Source organism: Pseudomonas sp. NFPP25 (genome assembly GCF_900116505.1).
GTDB classification, from domain to species: Bacteria; Pseudomonadota; Gammaproteobacteria; order Pseudomonadales; family Pseudomonadaceae; genus Aquipseudomonas; species Aquipseudomonas protegens.
Genome location: NZ_FPBG01000002.1, coordinates 570,573 through 591,892 on the forward strand (window position 1 = coordinate 570,573; position 21,320 = coordinate 591,892).

21 protein-coding genes are annotated in these 21,320 nt (G+C 62.4%); 15 read left to right on the forward strand and 6 right to left on the reverse strand.

Annotation, left to right across the window (positions count from 1 at the left end):
- The first annotated feature begins 10 nt into the window (after positions 1 to 10).
- From BM382_RS09595 to BM382_RS09615, 5 genes are all read left to right on the forward strand, one after another.
- Positions 11 to 919, forward strand: a complete 909-nt coding sequence (locus BM382_RS09595; RefSeq protein WP_011062870.1) for a carbohydrate ABC transporter permease — start codon at positions 11 to 13, stop codon at positions 917 to 919.
- The gene (locus BM382_RS09600) at positions 912 to 1,757 is read left to right on the forward strand and encodes a carbohydrate ABC transporter permease (protein WP_011062869.1); all 846 of its coding nucleotides are present in this window, start codon (positions 912 to 914) and stop codon (positions 1,755 to 1,757) included. Before BM382_RS09595 ends, BM382_RS09600 begins: the two co-directional genes overlap by 8 nt.
- 3 nt (positions 1,758 to 1,760) lie before the next feature.
- Entirely contained in the window at positions 1,761 to 2,921 is a 1,161-nt protein-coding gene (locus BM382_RS09605; protein ID WP_015636741.1) for an ABC transporter ATP-binding protein, read from the forward strand.
- Between the two features lie 88 nt (positions 2,922 to 3,009).
- Entirely contained in the window at positions 3,010 to 4,359 is a 1,350-nt protein-coding gene (locus BM382_RS09610; protein ID WP_011062867.1) for a carbohydrate porin, read from the forward strand.
- A 130-nt stretch (positions 4,360 to 4,489) separates the two neighbouring features.
- Positions 4,490 to 5,344 (forward strand): D-hexose-6-phosphate mutarotase, encoded by an 855-nt coding sequence (locus BM382_RS09615; protein WP_072442712.1) that lies wholly within the window; start codon positions 4,490 to 4,492, stop codon positions 5,342 to 5,344.
- Positions 5,345 to 5,375: 31 nt separating this feature from the next.
- On the opposite strand, the gene BM382_RS09620 is transcribed toward BM382_RS09615, so the two are convergent.
- A complete protein-coding gene (locus tag BM382_RS09620) occupies positions 5,376 to 6,236 on the reverse strand; it encodes a MurR/RpiR family transcriptional regulator (RefSeq protein WP_169892262.1) in 861 nt (286 codons plus the stop codon).
- A gap of 312 nt (positions 6,237 to 6,548) precedes the next feature.
- On the opposite strand from BM382_RS09620, the gene zwf reads away from it, so the two are divergent.
- From zwf to BM382_RS09635, 3 genes are read left to right on the forward strand one after another with little or no spacing between them, the layout of a single operon-like run.
- A complete protein-coding gene (gene zwf / locus BM382_RS09625; RefSeq protein ID WP_015636738.1) occupies positions 6,549 to 8,018 on the forward strand; it encodes a glucose-6-phosphate dehydrogenase in 1,470 nt (489 codons plus the stop codon).
- The gene (gene pgl, locus BM382_RS09630; RefSeq protein WP_015636737.1) at positions 8,005 to 8,718 is read left to right on the forward strand and encodes a 6-phosphogluconolactonase; all 714 of its coding nucleotides are present in this window, start codon (positions 8,005 to 8,007) and stop codon (positions 8,716 to 8,718) included. The genes zwf and pgl overlap by 14 nt, the downstream gene beginning before the upstream one ends.
- Before the next feature lie 17 nt (positions 8,719 to 8,735).
- Positions 8,736 to 9,401, forward strand: a complete 666-nt coding sequence (locus BM382_RS09635) for a bifunctional 4-hydroxy-2-oxoglutarate aldolase/2-dehydro-3-deoxy-phosphogluconate aldolase (RefSeq protein WP_015636736.1) — start codon at positions 8,736 to 8,738, stop codon at positions 9,399 to 9,401.
- 114 nt (positions 9,402 to 9,515) lie between these two features.
- On the opposite strand, the gene BM382_RS09640 is transcribed toward BM382_RS09635, so the two are convergent.
- The gene (locus BM382_RS09640) at positions 9,516 to 10,706 is read right to left on the reverse strand and encodes an aminotransferase class V-fold PLP-dependent enzyme (RefSeq protein ID WP_053111588.1); all 1,191 of its coding nucleotides are present in this window, start codon (positions 10,704 to 10,706) and stop codon (positions 9,516 to 9,518) included.
- 13 nt (positions 10,707 to 10,719) lie between these two features.
- Positions 10,720 to 10,956: a DUF3820 family protein gene (locus BM382_RS09645; RefSeq protein ID WP_015636734.1), complete on the reverse strand. Its 237-nt coding sequence runs from the start codon at positions 10,954 to 10,956 to the stop codon at positions 10,720 to 10,722.
- A gap of 232 nt (positions 10,957 to 11,188) precedes the next feature.
- On the opposite strand from BM382_RS09645, the gene BM382_RS09650 reads away from it, so the two are divergent.
- The 4 genes from BM382_RS09650 (at position 11,189) to BM382_RS09665 (ending at position 14,872) form a co-directional block, all read left to right on the forward strand.
- The gene (locus BM382_RS09650) at positions 11,189 to 11,656 is read left to right on the forward strand and encodes a ferritin-like domain-containing protein (protein ID WP_011062859.1); all 468 of its coding nucleotides are present in this window, start codon (positions 11,189 to 11,191) and stop codon (positions 11,654 to 11,656) included.
- Positions 11,657 to 11,813: 157 nt separating this feature from the next.
- Positions 11,814 to 13,802 carry an FUSC family protein gene (locus BM382_RS09655; protein ID WP_072442714.1) on the forward strand — a complete coding sequence of 663 codons (1,989 nt, stop codon included), beginning with the start codon at positions 11,814 to 11,816 and terminating at the stop codon, positions 13,800 to 13,802.
- Positions 13,789 to 13,995: a DUF1656 domain-containing protein gene (locus tag BM382_RS09660; protein WP_011062857.1), complete on the forward strand. Its 207-nt coding sequence runs from the start codon at positions 13,789 to 13,791 to the stop codon at positions 13,993 to 13,995. The genes BM382_RS09655 and BM382_RS09660 overlap by 14 nt, the downstream gene beginning before the upstream one ends.
- Positions 13,996 to 14,005: 10 nt before the next feature.
- Positions 14,006 to 14,872 carry an efflux RND transporter periplasmic adaptor subunit gene (locus BM382_RS09665; protein ID WP_011062856.1) on the forward strand — a complete coding sequence of 289 codons (867 nt, stop codon included), beginning with the start codon at positions 14,006 to 14,008 and terminating at the stop codon, positions 14,870 to 14,872.
- 67 nt (positions 14,873 to 14,939) lie between these two features.
- On the opposite strand, the gene BM382_RS09670 is transcribed toward BM382_RS09665, so the two are convergent.
- Together BM382_RS09670 and BM382_RS09675 are read right to left on the reverse strand one after the other, a co-directional pair.
- On the reverse strand, positions 14,940 to 15,410 hold the full coding sequence (locus BM382_RS09670; protein WP_019094572.1) for a MaoC family dehydratase: 471 nt from the start codon (positions 15,408 to 15,410) through the stop codon (positions 14,940 to 14,942).
- 49 nt (positions 15,411 to 15,459) lie between these two features.
- On the reverse strand, positions 15,460 to 16,404 hold the full coding sequence (locus BM382_RS09675; RefSeq protein WP_072442716.1) for an alpha/beta hydrolase: 945 nt from the start codon (positions 16,402 to 16,404) through the stop codon (positions 15,460 to 15,462).
- Positions 16,405 to 16,618: 214 nt separating this feature from the next.
- On the opposite strand from BM382_RS09675, the gene fadD2 reads away from it, so the two are divergent.
- Together fadD2 and fadD1 are read left to right on the forward strand one after the other, a co-directional pair.
- On the forward strand, positions 16,619 to 18,307 hold the full coding sequence (gene fadD2 / locus BM382_RS09680; RefSeq protein ID WP_011062853.1) for a long-chain-fatty-acid--CoA ligase FadD2: 1,689 nt from the start codon (positions 16,619 to 16,621) through the stop codon (positions 18,305 to 18,307).
- Between the two features lie 340 nt (positions 18,308 to 18,647).
- The gene (gene fadD1 / locus BM382_RS09685) at positions 18,648 to 20,339 is read left to right on the forward strand and encodes a long-chain-fatty-acid--CoA ligase FadD1 (protein ID WP_011062852.1); all 1,692 of its coding nucleotides are present in this window, start codon (positions 18,648 to 18,650) and stop codon (positions 20,337 to 20,339) included.
- A 61-nt stretch (positions 20,340 to 20,400) separates the two neighbouring features.
- On the opposite strand, the gene BM382_RS09690 is transcribed toward fadD1, so the two are convergent.
- A complete protein-coding gene (locus BM382_RS09690; protein ID WP_015636730.1) occupies positions 20,401 to 20,778 on the reverse strand; it encodes a hypothetical protein in 378 nt (125 codons plus the stop codon).
- 210 nt (positions 20,779 to 20,988) lie between these two features.
- On the opposite strand from BM382_RS09690, the gene BM382_RS09695 reads away from it, so the two are divergent.
- A complete protein-coding gene (locus BM382_RS09695) occupies positions 20,989 to 21,180 on the forward strand; it encodes a CsbD family protein (RefSeq protein ID WP_011062850.1) in 192 nt (63 codons plus the stop codon).
- Positions 21,181 to 21,320 lie beyond the last annotated feature (140 nt).

Here is a 21,320-nt window from a genome sequence, read left to right on the forward strand (position 1 = left end):
GGTTATTCCGATGAGCTCTGTGGCGGTTTTCAGCAAAGCCTCACCGTTAGATGCATTGCAGCGCTGGCTACCCAAGCTGGTGCTGGCACCGAGCATGGTGATCGTGCTGGTGGGTTTCTACGGCTACATCATCTGGACGTTCATTCTGTCCTTTACCAATTCCAGCTTCATGCCGAGCTACAAGTGGGTCGGCCTGCAGCAATACCTGCGCTTGATGGACAACGACCGCTGGTGGGTGGCGAGCAAGAACCTCGCGGTCTTCGGCGGCATGTTCATCGCCATCAGCCTGGTGCTGGGAGTGTTCCTCGCGGTGCTGCTGGACCAGCGCATCCGCAAGGAAGGCTTTATCCGCACCGTATACCTGTACCCCATGGCGCTGTCGATGATCGTCACCGGTACCGCCTGGAAGTGGTTGCTCAACCCCGGCCTGGGCCTGGACAAGATGCTTCGCGACTGGGGCTGGGAAGGCTTTCGCCTGGACTGGCTGGTGGATCAGGACCGGGTGGTGTACTGCCTGGTGATCGCCGCGGTGTGGCAGGCCTCGGGCTTTGTCATGGCGATGTTCCTCGCCGGCCTGCGGGGTGTCGACCAGTCGATCATCCGCGCCGCCCAGGTGGACGGCGCGAGCCTGCCGACCATCTACCTGAAGATTGTCCTGCCGAGCCTGCGGCCGGTGTTCTTCAGTGCTTTCATGATCCTCGCCCACATAGCCATCAAGAGCTTCGACCTGGTGGCGGCGATGACCGCGGGCGGGCCGGGCTATTCCTCCGACCTGCCGGCGATGTTCATGTATTCCTTCACCTTCAGCCGCGGCCAGATGGGCATAGGTTCGGCCAGCGCCATGCTGATGCTGGGCGCCGTGCTGACCATCCTTGTGCCGTACCTGTATTCCGAACTGCGGGGCAAACGCCATGACTGACTCCCTTGGCAAACCGACCCTGAACTTCAGCCGGATCGCCATCTACGCCACCCTGCTGCTGGCGGCGGCGGTGTACCTGATACCGCTGGTGGTGATGCTGCTCACCAGCTTCAAGACCCCGGAGGATATCCGCACCGGCAACCTTTTGAGCTGGCCACAGGTGGTGGACGGCATCGGCTGGATCAAGGCCTGGGACACTGTCGGTGGCTACTTCTGGAACTCGGTGAAGATCACCGTGCCGGCGGTGCTGATCTCCACCTTCATCGGTGCAATGAACGGCTACGTGCTGTCGATGTGGCGCTTTCGCGGCTCCCAGCTGTTCTTCGGCCTGCTGCTGTTCGGCTGCTTCCTGCCGTTCCAGACGGTGCTGCTGCCGGCTTCGTTCACCCTGGGCAAGTTCGGCCTGGCCAACACCACCACCGGCCTGGTGCTGGTGCACGTGGTCTATGGGCTGGCCTTCACCACTTTGTTCTTTCGCAACTACTACGTGAGCGTGCCGGATGCGCTGGTCAAGGCTGCGCGCCTGGACGGTGCCGGGTTCTTCACCATCTTCGGCAAGATCCTGCTGCCGATGTCGGTGCCGATCATCATGGTCTGCCTGATCTGGCAGTTCACCCAGATCTGGAACGATTTCCTCTTCGGCGTGGTGTTCGCCAGTGGCGACGCGCAACCGATCACCGTGGCCCTGAACAACCTGGTCAACACCAGCACCGGGGCCAAGGAATACAACGTTGATATGGCAGCGGCGATGATCGCCGGGCTGCCGACACTGCTGGTCTACATCTTCGCCGGCAAGTATTTCCTGCGCGGGCTGACGTCCGGCGCGGTCAAGGGGTAAGGCATGGCAACTCTCGAATTACGCAACGTCAACAAGACCTACGGTGCCGGCCTGCCGGACACCCTGAAGAACATCGAGCTGAAGATCGATGACGGTGAATTCCTGATCCTCGTCGGCCCATCCGGCTGCGGCAAATCCACCCTGATGAACTGCATCGCGGGCCTTGAGAACATCAGTGGCGGGGCGATCCTGGTGGACGACGCCGACATCAGCGGCATGAGCCCCAAGGATCGTGACATCGCCATGGTGTTCCAGTCCTACGCGCTGTACCCGACCATGAGCGTGCGCGACAACATCGCCTTCGGCCTGAAGATCCGCAAGATGCCCGCCGCCGAGATCGACGCGGAGGTGGCACGGGTGGCCAAGCTGCTGCAGATCGAGCACTTGCTCACCCGCAAGCCGGGCCAGCTCTCCGGTGGCCAGCAGCAACGGGTGGCCATGGGCCGGGCGCTGGCGCGGCGGCCGAAGATCTACCTGTTCGACGAGCCGCTGTCCAACCTCGACGCCAAGCTGCGGGTGGAGATGCGCACAGAAATGAAGCTGATGCACCAGCGTCTGAAAACCACCACGGTCTATGTCACCCACGACCAGATCGAAGCCATGACCCTGGGTGACAAGGTGGCGGTGATGAAGGACGGGATCATCCAGCAGTTCGGCACCCCGAAGCAGATCTACAACGACCCGGCCAACCTGTTCGTGGCCAGCTTCATCGGTTCGCCACCGATGAACTTCATCCCCCTGCGCCTGCAGCGCAAGGACGGCCGCCTGCTGGCCCTGCTGGACAGTGGCCAGGCTCGCTGCGAGCTGCCCCTGGGGCCCCAGGACGCCGGGCTGGAAGACCGTGAGGTGATCCTCGGCATTCGCCCGGAACAGATCGCCCTGGCCGCGGGCGAGGCCAACGGCCTGCCGACCATTCGTGCCGAGGTCCAGGTGATCGAGCCCACCGGCCCCGACACCCTGGTGTTCGTCACGCTCAATGGCACCAAGGTCTGCTGCCGCCTGGCACCGGACCAGGCCCCCGAGGCCGGGGAAACCCTGACACTGCAGTTCGATCCGGCCCGGGTGCTGTTGTTCGACGCCCAGAGCGGTGAACGCCTGGGCGCCGCCGGGGCACCGGTGACAGAGGCCCGGGGCGGCAATGTGGCGCAGTTCAAGGGTCGCTGAATCCGTGACGGATGGCCTGTCATCCGTCGCCACTGCTGTAAACCGCGTTGGATAAATCGTTAATAACAATAAAGACGAGGATGTAGGGATGAAAAAGCAACACAGCAACACCCGATTGCTCTGCCAGTTGTCGGCGGTGGCGGCCCTGGTCCTGTCCGGCAATGCCATGGCCGATGAGGCGTTCAGCGCCGATTCGAAATGGATGACCGGCGACTGGGGCGGCGAGCGCACCAAGCTGATCGAGCAGGGGATCGACATCAAGGCCGACTACGTCGGTGAAATGGGCGCCAACCTGCATGGCGGTTACAACGACGACAAGACCGGGCGCTACAGCGACCAGTTCGGCCTGGGCGTGGCGTTCGACCTGCAGAAGCTTTTGGGCTGGGACAACACCCAGGCCAAGATCCAGCTGACCAACCGTAACGGCCAGAACATCTCCAACGACCGCATCGGCGACCCGCGTGCCGGCACCTTGAGCTCCTCCCAGGAGGTCTATGGCCGGGGGCACATGGTCCGCTTGACCCAGTTGTGGGTTCAGCACCAGTTCCTCGACGGCAAGCTGGACGTCAAGGCCGGCTACTTCGGCGAAGGCGAAGACTTCAACACCTTCCCCTGCGACTTCCAGAACCTGGCGTTCTGCGGCTCCCAGGTGGGCAACTGGGCCACCGGCATCTGGTACAACTGGCCGGTCAGCCAGGCGGCGCTGCGCATCAAGTACAACATCACCCCCGAGCTGTATGCGCAAATCGGCGCCTACAACCAGAACCCGTCGCAACTGGAGCACGGCAACGGCTTCAAGCTCAGCGGCAGCGGCACCAAGGGCACCGTGTTGCCGGTGGAACTGGTCTGGTCGCCCAAGCTCAACAGCCTGCCGGGCGAGTACCGCGTCGGTTACTACAAGAGCACGGCCGATGCCAATGATGTGCGCAAGGACGTCAATGGTCAGGATGCCGCGAACACGGGTGATGCCTATCGCGTGCACAACAGCAAGCACGGCTACTGGTTCGTCGGGCAGCAGCAACTCACCACCCACAACGGTGATGCTTCCCGGGGCCTGAACATCGCCGCCAACGCCACCTTCCACGACAAGGACACCAACGTCGTCGACAACTACCAGTCGCTGATGTTCGTGTACAAGGGGCCGTTCGATGCGCGTCCCAAAGATGATGTCGGCATCGGTTTTGCTCGGATCCACGTCAACGACGATGTGCGCAAGAACGCCCAGCTGATCAACGAGGACAACGGCATCAGCAACTACGACAACCCGCTGTACATGCCGCTGCGCGACACCGAATACAACTACGAGATCAACTATGGCTTCCACGTCACCAACTGGCTGACCGTGCGCCCCAACCTGCAATACATCACCCACCCGGGTGGTGTGGATGAAGTCGACAACGCGCTGGTGGCCGGCCTGAAAATTCAGTCGGTGTTCTAAGGCCGTTGCGATAAGCTCCTTCTCTCTGTGCGCATTTTGCGGATGGCCTGGGCCGTCCGCTTTTTTTTGTCGGGCCGGCGCGCCCCCCTCATGAGTAGCGAGACAGCATTGATTTTCAGGACTGCGGCCCATGCATGAGCATCCGCTACAACGCTTTTTCAGATCCTTGCGCGAGCGCCCGGTGTTTGCCTGGGAGCGCTATCAACTGCGTGACGTGCTGGTGATCGATCACCCGTTGTGCCAGGCCGTGTTCAGTCGTCAGGGTGCCCAGTTGCTGCACTTCCAGCCGGCCGGACAAAAGCCCTGGCTGTGGTGTGCGGCGAAGTGGCCGCAGGTGGGGGCGATCCGTGGCGGAGTGCCGGTGTGCTGGCCCTGGTATGGGCGCCATCCCAGCGAAAATGCCTGGCCTTCCCATGGCTGGGCGCGGCTGCTGGACTGGAAGCTGCTGGACAGCAGCAGTGATGAAGAGGGCGTGCGCCTGCACTGGCAATTGCAGTTGTGCGACTGGAAGGTCGACCTGCATGCGCGCCTGGGCCAGAGCATGGACCTGCGCCTGAGCACCGAGCACCAGGACACCGAACCCTGCCAGTTGAGCCAGGCTCTGCACGCCTACTGGCGTATTGGTGATGTCGGCGAGATAGCGCTGTCCGGGCTCGATGGCGCCCAGGGTTATGACCAGTTGAACCGTCAGGTCTGCCAGCAGCAGGGCGAGTTGCGGGTCGAGGGCGGTTGCCAGCGGGTGTTCCAGCACGAGGGTGAGTTGCAGCTCAAGGATCACGCCTGGCAGCGCGAGTTGTGCATCGATACCGGTGACCATGCCGACACCGTGGTCTGGCACCCCGGCACCCGGCCGCTGCTGGGGGTGAGCTGGAATGAGGTGTCGCGGTTCGTCTGTGTCGAAGCGGCTGTGGGCGGCACCGACAGCCTGCGCCTGGCGCCCGGGGAGCAAGCGCACCTGAGCTTGCAGGCGCGCGCTGCGGGGTAGGGAGCCGGCTAGCCGGCGAACCGGCCCGGCTTCAGTTGAACTCGTCGCCCACCGGGTAGCGGCTGGCGTTGAGGCTTTCCTTGATCTTGCGCAGGTGTGGCTGGAAATCCACGCCGCGGCGCAGGGTCATGCCGGTGGCCAGCACGTCGAGCACGGTGAGCTGGATGATCCGTGAGGTCATCGGCATGTAGATGTCGGTGTCTTCCGGTAGCGGGATGTTCAGGCTCAAGGTGCTGGCCTTGGCCAGTGGCGAGTTTTCTGCGGTCAGCCCCAGCACCGAGGCGCCGTTTTCCCGTGCGATACGCGCCACTTCCACCAGTTCGCGGGTGCGGCCGGTGTAGGAAATGATCACGAACAATTCGCCGGTATGAGCCACCGACGCGATCATCCGTTGCATCAGCACATCGGCGTGGGCGGTGACGGCGAGGTTGAAGCGGAAGAACTTGTGCTGGGCGTCCAGGGCCACCGGGGCCGAGGCGCCGAGACCGAAGAAGTGGATCTGCCGGGCCTGGATCAACAAGTCCACGGCCTTGCTGATCAGGTTTGGGTCCAGGGCCTGGCAGGCGCTGTCCAGGGAGGCGATGGCGCTGCCGAAAATCTTTTGCGTGTAGGCCTCTGGGTTGTCGTCGGCCTCCACGGCACGGCTGACATAGGCCGCACCGCTGGCCAGGCTCTGGGCCAGTTGCAGCTTGAGTTCCGGGTAGCCGCTGACGCCAAAGGAGCGGCAGAAGCGATTGACCGTCGGTTCGCTGACCGAGGCAGCCTGGGCCAGGGCGGCGATGCTGAAGCGAGTCGCCTGCTGCGGGTTGAGCAGGATGACTTCCGCGACTTTACGTTCCGCCTTGTTCAGTTCTTCAAGACGGTTCTGGATCTGCTCCAGAAGGTTTCGCACTCGGTCCATTAAGGTTTCCTAGATCGGCTAGACAGGCGCTGCGGGCAGGGCCGGGAAGCGGTCAATCGAGCAAGGCGCGCCGACGGATTGTCGGTGCAGGCCTTTTGAGCTTGCTGCGATTGCGCTGCGCACCGGGTCGCTGGCGCGCCTGCAATGCGAAGTTGAGAGGTGGCCTATCCTACTGATGGCCCGGATCGACCACCACCTGGAATCTGTATTTTGTAAAAATGTTGTGTTTATTACTACATTTTTCCTTGAGTGATGCCTTGAAAAAAGGTATTTGTAGCTTAACTTGATAAAAGAACAAACATCATGCCTTCGATAACGGTTGAACCCTGCACCTTTGCCTTGTTTGGCGCGCTGGGCGATCTGGCGCTGCGTAAGCTGTTTCCTGCCCTGTACCAACTCGATGCCGCCGGTTTGCTGCATGACGACACGCGCATCCTGGCCCTGGCCCGCGAGCCTGGCAGCGAGCAGGAACACCTGGCGAATATCGAAACCGAGCTGCACAAGTATGTCGGCGACAAGGATATCGATAGCCAGGTCCTGCAGCGTTTTCTCGCCCGCCTGAGCTACCTGCATGTGGACTTCCTCAAGGCCGAGGACTACGTCGCCCTGGCCGAACGTGTCGGCAGCGAGCAGCGCCTGATTGCCTACTTCGCCACGCCGGCGGCGGTGTATGGCGCGATCTGCGAAAACCTCTCCCGGGTCGGGCTCAACCAGCACACCCGTGTGGTCCTGGAAAAACCCATCGGCTCGGACCTGGATTCATCACGCAAGGTCAACGACGCGGTGGCGCAGTTCTTCCCGGAAACCCGCATCTACCGGATCGACCACTACCTGGGCAAGGAGACGGTGCAGAACCTGATTGCCCTGCGTTTCGCCAACAGCCTGTTCGAAACCCAGTGGAACCAGAACTACATCTCCCATGTGGAAATCACCGTGGCCGAGAAGGTCGGCATCGAAGGTCGCTGGGGCTATTTCGACAAGGCCGGCCAGCTGCGGGACATGATCCAGAACCACTTGTTGCAACTGCTCTGCCTGATCGCCATGGACCCGCCGGCCGACCTTTCGGCCGACAGCATCCGCGACGAGAAGGTCAAGGTGCTCAAGGCCCTGGCGCCCATCAGCCCGGAAGGCCTGACCACCCAGGTGGTGCGCGGCCAGTACATCGCCGGCCACAGCGAAGGCCAGTCGGTGCCGGGCTACCTGGAGGAAGAAAACTCCAACACCCAGAGCGACACCGAGACCTTCGTCGCCCTGCGCGCCGATATCCGCAACTGGCGCTGGGCCGGTGTGCCGTTCTACCTGCGCACCGGCAAGCGCATGCCACAGAAGCTGTCGCAGATCGTCATCCACTTCAAGGAACCCTCGCACTACATCTTCGCCCCCGAGCAGCGCCTGCAGATCAGCAACAAGCTGATCATCCGCCTGCAGCCGGACGAAGGTATCTCGTTGCGGGTGATGACCAAGGAGCAGGGCCTGGACAAGGGCATGCAACTGCGCAGCGGTCCGTTGCAGCTGAATTTTTCCGATACCTATCGCAGTGCACGGATCCCCGATGCCTACGAGCGGTTGTTGCTGGAAGTGATGCGTGGCAATCAGAACCTGTTTGTGCGCAAAGATGAAATCGAAGCCGCGTGGAAGTGGTGTGACCAGTTGATTGCCGGGTGGAAGAAATCCGGCGATGCGCCCAAGCCGTACGCGGCCGGGTCCTGGGGGCCGATGAGCTCCATTGCACTGATCACGCGGGATGGGAGGTCTTGGTATGGCGATATCTGATTTGCAACTGCCGGCGGGCGTGCGCGCCCACGAATTCCGCAGCCCCACGCTGCTGGCTGAAGGCCAGGCGCTGAAGGTCGCCGAGCTGCTGCGCGAGGCCATTGCCGTGCGCGGCAACGCCACCCTGGTGGTGTCCGGTGGCCGTAGCCCGGTGGCGTTTTTCCAGGCCCTGGTGAAGCAGGAGCTGGATTGGTCCAAGGTGCTGATCACCCTGGCGGACGAGCGCTGGGTGCCTGTGGAGCATGCCGACAGCAATGCGGGCCTGCTCAAGCGCTACCTGCTCCAGGGGCCGGTGGCCAAGGCTCGCTTCCTCGGCCTCTACAGTGCGGCGGCCAATCTTGAAGAGGCTGCCCTGCAAGCGGACAGTCTGCTGGCCGAACTGCCAGGCATCGATGTGCTGGTGCTGGGCATGGGGGATGACGGCCACACCGCGTCGCTGTTCCCCAACAGCCCGAACCTGGCTGAAGCGCTCAAGGCCGATGGCACTCGTCGCTGCTGGCCGATGCTGGCGCCCAGCGTGCCCCATCAGCGCCTGAGCATGAGCCGGGCATTGCTGGCTTCGGCCCGCAACAGCCTGTTGTCGATTTCCGGTCAGTCCAAGCTGACCACCCTGAGCGCCGCACTGGCTGGTGACGCTGTCGCCGAAATGCCGATTCGCGCCTTCCTGCAAACCCCGTTAGAGATTTACTGGTGCCCATGAGCCAAGGATCAGCCGCTATGACAAACCTCGCCCCGACCGTTTCCATGGCGGACAAAGTTGCCCTGATCGACAGCCTCTGCGCCAAGGCGCGGATCCTGCCGGTGATCACCATTGCCCGCGAGCAGGATGTCCTGCCGCTGGCCGATGCCCTGGCGGCCGGCGGCTTGACCGCCCTGGAAGTGACCCTGCGTTCGCAGTTCGGCCTCAAGGCGATCCAGATCCTGCGCGAACAGCGCCCGGAGCTGGTGACCGGCGCCGGCACTGTGCTCGACCCGCAGATGTTGGTGGCGGCGGAGGCGGCAGGTTCGCAGTTCATTGTCACCCCGGGCATCACCCGCGACCTGCTGCAAGCCAGCGTGGCCAGCCCGATTCCCCTGCTGCCGGGGATCAGCAATGCCTCCGGGATCATGGAGGGCTATGCCCTGGGCTACCGCCGCTTCAAGCTGTTCCCGGCGGAAGTCAGTGGTGGCGTGGCGGCGATCAAGGCCCTGGGCGGGCCGTTCGGCGAGGTCAAGTTCTGCCCTACCGGCGGCGTCGGCCCGGCCAATATCAAGAGCTACATGGCGCTCAAGAATGTGATGTGTGTCGGCGGTAGCTGGATGCTCGATCCCGAGTGGATCAAGAACGGCGACTGGGCACGGATCCAGGAGTGCACGGCCGAGGCCCTGGCCCTGCTGGACTGAAGGTTCTACCCGATTCGTTGGTGTGTTCTACGGCTTTACGGTGCGCTTGGTCGGCGCACCGTTTTTTTTTGCCTGGAGAATAGCGCTGCCCGGCGCGCGACAGGTGGGCAGGGCTTACCGGCCGGCCAGGTCGGTGAGGGCTTCGATCAACTGCTGCATATGCGCAAGGGGAGTGGTCAGCCCCGGAGTGATGCGGATGCAGGTGCCGAACCCTGCGCCATTGCGGGCCACGGTAAACAGGTTGTAGTCCCGTAGCAGGCGATCCGCCAGGGCTTGCTGGTCCTGGTGGCGGGTGAAGCGCACAGCGCTGATGGCGCAGCACAGGCGCGGGTCCTGCGGGGTCATGACTTCCAGCCCGTCCATTTCGCGCACCGCTTCGCTCCAGCTATGGCGCAGGTAGTTCAGGCGCGCGCCCTTGGCCGCCGCACCACCCATCGCCCGGTGTTCCTCGAACACCCGGGGCAGGGTCATCAGCGCCGGAATATTTGGCGTGCTGTAGGGCGTACGGGCGCGCACGTCGTCACGGGGAAAATGGAACTCGTCCATGTCCGGGTCGATGTCTTCCAGGCGTTCGGGGTGGATATACACAAAGCCCAGGCTCAGCGGTGCGCCGATCCACTTGTGCAGGTTGAAACCGGCGAAGGCGATGCCCAGGTCGCGAAGGTCGAAGTCGATCTGGCCCAGGGCGTGGGCGCCGTCGAGGATGATGTCGACCCCGTGTTCCCGAGCGGCGGCGGCAATCGCCCGGACCGGCATCACCAGCCCGCTGCGATGGGTGACATAGGTCAGGGGCATCAGCTTGAGCCGTGGGTAGCGCTCGAAAGCGTCTTTGTAGGTGCTTACAAGGCTGTCAAAACTGGCAGGATGCCGGTGGACGATCTCTATCACTTCGACGCCGCGCTGGCGGGCCAGCCAGCGCATGGCGCTCTTGACCGTGTCGTACTCCAGGTCGCTGAGCAGCACCTGGTCGCCCGGTTGCAGGCGGTTGTAGTTGCGGATCAGCGATTGCAGGGCGTCGGAGGCACAGCGGGTCAGGGCCACGGCGTTTTCCGGCGCCTGCAGCAGCGCCGCCAGTTGGCGGCGGATGTCCAGCGCGTCGATCTGCTCGAAGCGCTGGCGCACCAGCAGCGAGTTGCTGCGGTTCACCCACTGGATGTTGTGCTGGTACTCCTGGGCCACGCTGCGGGTCATGCGCCCGAAGTAGCCGTTTTCCAGGTTGATCGGCCCCGGCTCGATGTCGAACTGGCGAGCGATGCCCTGCCAATGATCTTCGTCGTGGGCAAGTGTGGCTGCAGTCCTTGGCATGGAGGGCTCTTTTTCAGTGACGGGGTTTGGGTTTGCCGTGTTTGGCCCGCAGGGGATCGAGCAGGTCGCTAAGGCCGTTGTGGTCGATTTCCTGCATCAGGGCCAGCAGGCCGCCGAGTTCGCCCTTGGGAAAACCTTCCCGGGCGAACCAGTTCAGGTAGGGGCCGGGCAGGTCGGCCAGGATTCGGCCCTTGTATTTGCCGAAGGGCATTTCCCGGGTGACCAGCAGTTCAAGAGTTTCAGGGGTCATGGCGGGGGCTGTCGTGTCATTCAAGAGCCTTGGAAAATACAGGCATTCTGCATGGAGGCCAAATGACAGATCATGCAAATAACTCGGATACAGATTTTTGTATATTTTCTAAGTCATTGAATAACAAGGAATAAAAATATAATCCAAGTCTGGCATGGCGGGTGCAACAGTTAACTCAACTAACTCAAATCTCGAGTTAACCCAATTCTCGCAACCCACAAGGAACCAGAAAATGACTGACTTGAATAAAGAAGCTATTTCGGTACTCAACAGCCTGATCGAGACCAGCAAGGACGGTCAGGAAGGGTTCAAGACCTGTGCCGAAGACATCAAGCACCCCGAGCTCAAGGCGCTGTTCATCAAGCGCTCCACCGATTGCGCCACGGCCGCGGCAGAACTGCAGTCGGTAGTGCGCTCCATGGGCGGGGATCCGGAAACCTCCACCAGTGTCAGCGGCGACCTGCACCGTCGCTGGGTCGACCTCAAGTCCCTGGTGACCGGCAAGGACGAGGAGGCGGTGCTCAACGAGGCCGAGCGTGGTGAAGACCATGCACTGAAGGCCTACAAGGAGGCTCTGGAGAAGATCAACAAGCACAACCTGGTGGGCATTCGTGACGTGGTAGAGCGCCAGTACCACGGCGTGCAACGCAATCACGACCAGGTCAAAGCCCTGCGCAACCAGGCACGCGCCCGTTCGTAAGGGTCAAAACCTGTCAAAAACGCCAGCCAGTCTGGCGTTTTTTTATGCCGGTAATTTAATGCTGGACGGTATTTAGTTAGCTAGCTAATAATTAGCCCAGCTTCGCTGATGCCTATCGCGACTATCGTTGTGTTTGTCCTGCCAAGAGTTGCCAGCCGTGCCCATTACCCTGCAAGCCCTGCTTGCTCCCAACCTTCCTGCATTGCAGTTCGCGATCAAGACCCTGCTCGGTGGTGGGGTAGCGCTGTGGCTGGCATTGCGCTGGGGGCTGGAGCAACCGGCCTGGGCCCTGATGACCGCATTCATCGTGGCTCAGCCGCTGTCCGGCATGGTCCTGCAAAAAGGTCTGGCGCGGCTGTTGGGGACCCTGGTGGGCACCCTTATGTCGGTGCTGTTCATGGGGCTGTTCGCCCAGACCCCCTGGCTGTTCCTCCTGGCCCTGGCGCTGTGGCTGGGGTTGTGCACGGCCAGTTCGACCCTGTTGCGCAGTGCCTGGTCCTACTCCTTCGTGCTGGCCGGCTACACCGTGGCCATCATTGCCTTGCCGGCCATCAGCCATCCCCTGGGGATCTTCGACCAGGCGGTGGCCCGCTGTACGGAGATTTCCCTGGGCATCATCTGCGCCACCGCCAGCAGCGCGCTGCTCTGGCCGCTGCGCGTCGAGCGACAGTTGGCCGATCAGGCCCGCAGCGCCTGGCACAGCGGGATGCAGGCGGCCCGTGCCACCCTGGCCGGGGATGCCCAGGCCCGCAAGGGCCTGCTGGAGATCCTCGGACGCATCGTCGCCGTCGATGCCCAGCGCGAACATGCCTGGTTCGAAGGCCCGCTGGGCCGCCAGCGGGCCCGGGCGATCGGTGGCCTGAGCCAGAAACTGTTGATGCTGCTGCGCATCTCCCGTTCGGTGCGGCGCCAGTGGAAGCAGTTGGATAGCGTCGAAGCCGCGCGGTTGCAGCCGTGGATGGATCAGGTCCTGGCGGCCCTGGACAGCGCTGATGGGGCCAGCCTGCAAGCCTTGTCGCCACGGGTGCTGGAGGCCTCCCGCGATGGGGCGATCAGCCCGGCGCAGAGTTACTGCCTGGCGCGTTTCAGCTTGTTGCTGGACACCGCCCTGGCTGCCACCCAGGCCCTTTCAGCGGTGCAGGAGGGGCGCGGGGCAATGGTGCAGCCGGCGACGCTGACACCTCACCGCGACTTGTCGCTGGCCCTGGTATTCGGCGCCCGCAGCGCCCTGGCTTTTCTGACGGTGGCCAGCTTCTGGCTGGCCACCGCCTGGCCCGCGGCCTCCGGGGCGATGCTGCTGACCTGTGTAGTCTGCAGCCTGTTCGCCAGCCGCGAGAACGGGGCGCAGATCGGCATGAGCTTCATGCGCGGGATCTTTCTGGCGGTTCCGGCAGCCTTCGTGGTGGGGCAGATCCTGCTGCCCCAGTGGAGCGGTTTCCCGATGCTGGCGATGGCCATGGGCGTGCCGCTGTTCTTCGGCGCCCTGGGCATGGCCAAGCCGCAGATCGGCGCCACGGCCACTTCGTTCTGCCTGCACTTCATCGTGCTGATCTCGCCGATGAACCGCATGAGTTTCGATGTGGCCAGTTTCTTCAATAACGCCCAGGCCATGGTGCTGGGGGTGGGCGCTGCGGTGCTGGCCTTCCATCTGCTGATCCTGCGCAACCCGGCGTGGCACGGCCGGCGCCTGCTGGCTGCGACCCTGCACGACCTGGTGCGCCTGACCCGGCGCAACCTGCGGGGTGCGGAAAGCTGGTTTGGCGGGCGCATGGCCGACCGCCTGTTGCAACTGGCGCGGCATTATCCGGAACTGCCGGAGCCGGCCCGCAGCCGCTGGGACGATGGCCTGCTGGGCCTGGATATCGGCGACGAACTGATGCACCTGCGCCTGAGCCTGGCGGTGGCCCAGGTACCGGTCGGCGCCGCGCAGCGAGCTTATTTCGAGCACCTGCAGCGCACCCTGGAACAAGGCCCGGCGGGCAGTCGTCAGGATGCCCTGGAGCAGCCCAGCGTGGCCCTGCTGGAGGCGCTGGGGCAGCAGCCGCCCAGTGATGCGTTGAAACTGGCGCAGGGCGCCGTCGTGCAATTGCAAAGCAGCTGGCGCAGTTGGTGCCGGCAGCAGGAGGAAAGTCATGGGGCTGCGTGAGTGGTCGCTGGGCGGGGTGCTGCTCAGCCCGTTCCTGATTTATGTGGTGCTGGCGCTGGTGCTGACCGGTGCCCTGCGGATGCTGGTGCGGGTAACCGGGCTGGGCCGCTGGATCTGGCACGAAGCACTGTTCGATTGTGCCCTGTACGTCTGTGTCTTGACGGTCATTACGCTGGTCCTGGGGCCCTTATAAGGAGTTGATCATGCGTACACCCGTACGTGTCGTGTTTACCCTCTGCCTGGTGGCGGTGGCGATCTTTGCCGGTTATCACCTGTGGCAGTACTACATGCTGACGCCCTGGACCCGCGATGCGCGGATTCGCGCCGACGTGGTGATAGTCGCCCCGGATGTGTCCGGCTGGGTGCGCGAGCTCAAGGTGGCGGACAACCAGCCAGTCAAGGCCGGCGAGCTGTTGCTGAGTATCGACCGCGACCGTTTCGAGGCCGCCCTGGAAAAAGCCCAGGCGGTGGTGCAGACCCGCCAGCAGCAGTTGAGCCTGCGCGAACATGAAGCCAGCCGCCGCGCTGCTCTTGGCCCCCAGGCCATCAGCGCCGAGCTGCGCGAGAACGCCCAGATCAACGCCGGCATCGCCCGTGGCGAGCTGCGCCAGGCCCAGGCCGAGGCCAAGGTCGCCGAATTGAACCTGGCCCGTAGCCAGGTGCATGCGCCCCGTGACGGGCATATCACCAACTTGCGCCTGGCCGAGGGCAACTACGTCAATGCCGGGCAGCCGGTGATGGCGCTGATCGATGACTCGACCTTCTATGTCCAGGCCTATTTCGAGGAAACCAAGTTGCCGCGGATCCAGGTCGGCGACCCGGTGAAGGTCTGGCTGATGAGCGCCGGTGATGCCCTGCAAGGCCATGTGGAAAGCATCAGCCGGGGGATCACCGACCGTAATGCCACGCCTGACGGGCAACTGCTGGCGGAAGTGGAGCCGACCTTCAACTGGGTACGCCTGGCCCAACGGATTCCGGTGCGGATCAAGCTCGACAAGGTGCCCGAAGGCATCAACCTGAGCGCCGGCATGACAGCCAGTGTGCAGGTGGAGGAGGGCGGCAAACAGTAGGAGCCGGCTTGCCGGCGAAAGCGCCGGCATAGCCTTCGCCGGCAAGCCGGCTCCTGGGGAGCGAGACTCAGCCGATGGTGATGGCTGGCAGGGTGGTCAGGGTCACGGTCTGCTTTCTGCGCGGAGCGGCGATTTCGGCTTCGCCGTCCACAACCAGTTCATCGTGCTGGTTGAATACGCGAGTGGCGATGCGCACGCGGAACTTGGGCAGTTTTTCGAGGATCTCCAGGCGCACGGTCAGGGTGTCGCCAATCTTCACCGGCTTCTGGAAGGTCATCTGCTGGCCGATGTAGATGGTGCCCGGGCCAGGCAGCTCGCAGGCCACGGCGGCACTGATCAGCGCGCCGCTGAACATGCCGTGGGCGATGCGCTCCTTGAACGTGGTGGCGGCGGCGAACTCGGGGTCCAGGTGCACCGGGTTGTGGTCGCCGGACATGGCGGCGAACAGCTGGATGTCACGCTCCTCGACGGTCTTGCTGTACTGGGCGGTCTGGCCGACTTCCAGGGCTTCGTAAGGCGTGTTGGTTACCTGGGTCATGTTGCTGAAATCCTCTGACAGATAAATAAGCGCACTGGCTGCGCACCGGCTATTCCGACCGTGGTGGCCGGCGGTGCTGCAGGGCCTGGTCGAGCCAGGCCAGCACGTCGTGGGTCACTTGGTCACGGTTGCTTTCGTTGAACAGCTCATGACGTGCCTGGGGGTAGATATTGAGTTGCAGGCACTGGCTGCCGGCCTCGCGCAACGCGTTGGCCAGATCCTTGAGACGCTTGCCAGCGCTCACCGGATCACATTCACCACCCATTACCAGCAGCGGCAGGCCCGGATCGATCTGCTTGAGGTTGGCAATCTTGCTGATTTGCTGCAGCCCACCCAGTAGATCGATCCACAACTGGTTGGTGCAACGAAAGCCGCACAATGGATCGGCCACGTACTTGTCGACTTCCGCCGGGTCGCGGCTGAGCCAGTCGAAGGCGGTGCGATTGGGTTTGAACGCCTTGTTGAACGAACCGAAGGACAGCCATTCGATCAGTGCGCTGCGCCCCTGGCCGCCCTGGCGCCAGCGTTCGATGCGGGCGATCAGGCTGGCGGCGCGGTACAGCGCCACCGGCTGGAAATTCGAGCCGCTGAGAATCGCCCCGTGCAGGCTGGCGCTGTGATGTTGCAGATAGGCCTGGGCGATGTAGCTGCCCATGCTGTGGCCCAGCAGCACGATGGGCGTGCCGGGGCGCTGCTGGCCGATGTGCTGGTTGAGGCTGGCCAGGTCGCCGACCACCTTGCTCCAGCCGTTCTGGTCTGCGTAGTGGCCCAGCACCCCCTGTTCCGCCGTCTTGCCGTGGCCACGCTGGTCGGGGGCGTAGACGGCATAGCCTTCGGCGCACAAGGCCTGGGCCAGGCGCGCGTAGCGCCCGCTGTGCTCGGCCATGCCGTGGGACAGCAGGACCACCGCCTTGAGTGGCGGTTCGGGCAGCCACTGGTTGACGAAGAGGCGGTGGTGGTCGCTCGTGGTCAACCAGAACGTGTCATGGGTCATGGCGATTCCTTTGCTCGAAGACGCTGCACTTTATAGCGCATCGGTGCCTGGGCGTCTGATTCGCGCGCCCGTTGGAAGCAAGATTCACAAAATTAATGACACACTTGCGCATATTTGCCTGAATCGCCATAGCTGCTAACGTCCGAGGAGCCCCGCCCCTGAGAGCGTTGCAGTGGCGGCCCGGACAGCTCAGGTACAAGAGAGGACAAGAATAATGCAACCTGATTTCTGGAATGATAAGCGCCCCGCTGGCGTCCCCAACGAGATCGACCTGGGGGCCTTCAAGTCGGTGATCGAGGTGTTTGAGCGTTCCTGCAAGAAATTCGCTGATCGCCCGGCCTTCAGCAACATGGGCGTGACCCTCACCTACGCCGAGCTGGAACGCTACAGCGCGGCCTTCGCCGGTTATCTGCAAAGCCATACCGATCTGGTTCCGGGAGACCGTATTGCGGTGCAGATGCCCAACGTTTTGCAGTACCCGATCGCGGTATTCGGAGCCTTGCGCGCAGGGCTGGTGGTGGTCAATACCAACCCGCTGTACACCGCGCGGGAGATGCGCCACCAGTTCAAGGATTGCGGGGCCCGGGCCCTGGTCTACCTGAACATCTTCGGCCAGAAGGTCCAGGAAGTGCTGGGGGATACCGATATCCAGTTCCTGATCGAGGCCCGGATGGGCGACATGATGCCCAGCGCCAAGGGCTGGCTGATCAATACCGTGGTGGACAAGGTCAAGAAGATGGTGCCGGCCTACCACCTGCCCCAGGCCATTTCCTTCAAGAGTGCCCTGCGCCTGGGGCGTGGCCAGAGCATCAAGCCGCTGCAGGTGGGCCACGACGATGTTGCGGTGCTGCAGTACACCGGGGGCACCACCGGCCTGGCCAAGGGCGCGATGCTGACCCACGGCAACCTGGTGGCCAACATGCAGCAGGCGCGGGCCTGCCTAGGCCAGCATGGGCCCGACGGCCACACCCAGTGGCGCGAAGGCCAGGAGGTGATGATCGCGCCGCTGCCGCTGTACCACATCTATGCCTTCACCGCGAACTGCATGTGCATGATGGTGACCGGCAACCACAACGTGCTGATCACCAACCCGCGGGACATCGGCGGCTTCATCAAGGAGCTGAAGAAGTGGCGTTTTTCTGCGCTACTGGGGCTCAACACGCTGTTTGTGGCACTGATGGATCACCCGGATTTCAAGAACCTGGATTTTTCCAATCTGAAGCTCACCAACTCTGGCGGCACGGCCCTGGTCAAGGCTACCGCCGAGCGCTGGCAGAAGCTGACCGGCTGCCGGATCACCGAAGGCTACGGGCTGACCGAAACCTCGCCGGTGGCCTGTACCAACCCCTATGGCGAGCGTTCGCGGTTGGGCACCGTCGGCCTGCCGGTACCGGGCACCACCTTGAAGATCATCGATGACCAGGGCGTCGAGCTGCCGTTGGGCGAGCGGGGCGAGCTGTGCATCAAGGGCCCGCAGATCATGAAGGGCTACTGGAACAAACCCGAGGCCACCGCCGAAGTGCTGGATGCCGAGGGCTGGTTCAAGTCCGGTGATATCGCGGTGATCGATCCGGACGGTTTCGTGCGCATCGTCGATCGCAAGAAGGACATGATCATCGTCTCGGGTTTCAACGTGTACCCGAACGAGATCGAGGATGTGGTCATGGCTCACCCGAAAGTCGCCAACTGTGCAGTCATCGGCATACCGGACGAGCGTTCCGGCGAGGCGGTGAAGCTGTTTGTGGTGCCGCGTGAGGCGGGGGTCAGCCTTGAAGAGCTCAAGGCCTACTGCAAAGAGAATTTCACCGGCTACAAGGTGCCCAAGCACATTGTGCTGCGTGACTCTTTGCCGATGACCCCGGTGGGCAAGATCCTGCGCCGCGAGTTGCGCGATATCGCTTGAGCCCAGGGCTTTTACCTGGCGGGCAAGCCGGTTGGCGCAACCGGCTTGCCCGCTCTGCATTCCGAGGGGCGCAAAGCCCCGGGCCAGAGCGGAATTCAGGTGGGTAGAATTTTTACTCTAAAAGTGACTATTTAAGTGTCTTGAGTCATTTTTGTGACTATTCAGGCCTTCTTTGGCTCTAGTCGGCCTTTTCCAAAGCTGCTACTCTCGGCGCGCTTTGTGACTTCTCGGCCTAAGTAAAAGCCAGACTCACCAACAATAGACACCAATAAAAAACACAGACAAATAATAATCGCATCAAATGCGGTGATGAATTCGCGTTGCTGAGGAGTGGGCTTCCATGATCGAAGACTTTTGGAAGGATAAGTACCCAGCTGGGATTGCTGCCGATATCAATCCAGACGAGTATCCGAATATTCAGGCGGTGTTGAAGCAGTCCTGCCAACGTTTCGCTAACAAACCGGCCTTTAGCAACCTCGGCAAGACAATCACCTACGGTGAACTGTACGAACTGTCCGGGGCCTTTGCCGCGTACCTGCAGCAGCATACCGATTTGCAGCCCGGCGATCGAATCGCCTTGCAACTGCCCAACCTGCTGCAATACCCGATCGCGGTATTCGGTGCGATCCGCGCCGGCCTGATCGTGGTCAATACCAACCCGCTGTACACCGCGCGGGAAATGGAACACCAATTCAACGATTCCGGCGCCAAGGCCCTGGTCTGCCTGGCCAACATGGCCCACCTGGCAGAGGCCGTGGTACCCAAGACCGGGGTCAGGCACGTGATCGTCACCGAAGTGGCGGACCTGCTGCCGCCGCTCAAGCGCCTGCTGATCAACAGCGTGGTCAAGTACGTGAAGAAGATGGTGCCGGCCTATCACCTGCCCCAGGCCGTCAAGTTCAATGACGTTCTGCGCAAGGGCCATGGCCAGCCAGTGCAGGAAGCCAACCCTGCCAGCAGCGACGTGGCAGTGCTGCAATACACCGGTGGCACCACCGGGGTCGCCAAGGGCGCCATGCTGACCCACCGCAACCTGGTGGCCAACATGCTGCAGTGCAAGGCGCTGATGGGCTCCAACCTCAATGAAGGCTGCGAGATCCTCATCACCCCGCTGCCGCTGTACCACATCTATGCGTTCACCTTCCATTGCATGGCCATCATGCTCATGGGCAACCACAACATCCTGATCAGCAACCCGCGGGACTTGCCGGCGATGGTCAAGGAGCTGTCGAAGTGGAAGTTCAGCGGCTTTGTCGGCCTCAACACCCTGTTTGTCGCCCTGTGCAACAGTGAAGCGTTCCGCAAGCTGGATTTCTCGGCGCTGAAAGTCACCTTGTCCGGTGGCATGGCCCTGCAACTGGCGGCGGCCGAGCGTTGGAAGGAAGTGACCAACTGCCCGATCTGCGAAGGCTACGGCATGACCGAGACCAGCCCGGTGGCCACGGTCAACCCGATCCAGAACATCCAGATCGGCACCATCGGCATTCCGGTGCCTTCGACCCTGTGCCGGGTGGTGGACGACGCCGGGGAAGAGCTGCCCCTGGGCGAAGTCGGCGAACTGTGCGTGAAGGGCCCGCAGGTGATGAAGGGCTACTGGCAGCGCCAGGATGCCACCGATGAAGTCCTCAACAGCGAAGGCTGGCTGAAGACCGGTGATATCGCGCTGATCCAGCCCAATGGCTACATCCGCATCGTCGACCGCAAGAAGGACATGATTCTGGTCTCCGGTTTCAACGTCTATCCCAATGAGCTGGAAGACGTACTGGCCTCGCTGCCGGGCGTGCTGCAGTGCGCGGCGATCGGCGTGCCGGACGAGAAATCCGGTGAGACCATCAAGATCTTCATCGTGGTCAAGCCGGGCGTGACCCTGACCAAGGAGCAGGTGATGGCGCACATGCGTGCCAATGTCACCGGCTACAAGGTGCCCAAGGCTGTTGAGTTCCGCGATGCGTTGCCAACCACCAACGTCGGCAAGATCCTGCGCCGCGAGCTGCGTGACGAAGAGCTGAAGAAGCTCGGCGTGAAGAAGTAAGCCGCAGCGCCCACAAAAAAGCCCCGCCAGTGCGGGGCTTTTTTATTGGGCGGCGCCCGCCTTACTGCTGGAACTGGGCGAAGCTCACGCCGGTGCCGGCCGGGCGCACGTCCTTGAGGAAGGAGTCCTTGTCGGCGCTCAACTCCAGGCTCAGGGCGGCCTTGCGCTTGCCTTCGTTGCGGATCACCAGGCCTTCGAGTTTTTCCCGCAGGAACACCGTAGGCACTTTCAGGTGCAGCAGTTGATCGGTGTCCGGGGTGTGCAGCAGCAGGTGCACCCATTCGTACTGACCGATGGCCAGGCGGGTGACCAGGATATCGAACCACCAGATATTGCGGTTGCGGTTCAGCTCCGCGAAGTGGCAGTTGTTGACGCCCAGCACCGCACCGCCCAGTTCCTGGTTCCTGCGGGCGATAGCCTGCTTTTTATCGAGTTTCATAACGTTCCTACGGGGATTGGATCTTCAGTGCTTGGCCTGAACAGGGGGAGCATTCTCCCGGGTTGCCCGGCAAACATAAAGCGCTACCTGGGCGGCGCGATGAAATGCCCGGCAAAAATAATTGAAACTCTGCGCGAAAGCCGCGGGTCAACCTTGGGTAACGACGCAATCCCCTTTGTTCGATCAATGAATGTTCTACGGAGAAATACCATGGGCAGCACAGCGGATAAGGCAAAAGGTCTGGCTAACGAAGCCATCGGTAACGTCAAGCAAGGTGTCGGCAAAGCCACCGACAACACCAAGCTGCAGGCTGAAGGCAAGCTGCAGGAGAAGAAAGGCGAAGCCCAGCAAGCGGTGGGCAAAGCCAAGGACGCAGTGAAAAAGACCATCGACAAGGCCTGAAAACGGCCTGTTCGATGACCCACTGCAGCGGCCATCCACGGATGGCCGTTTTCATGTGAGGTGTGGGTGAGAGAGTGGAATCGGCCACTGGAAATGGTTGCGGTTCGCCAACTAGGCTAATTTGTTGTAGAAAACGCCCC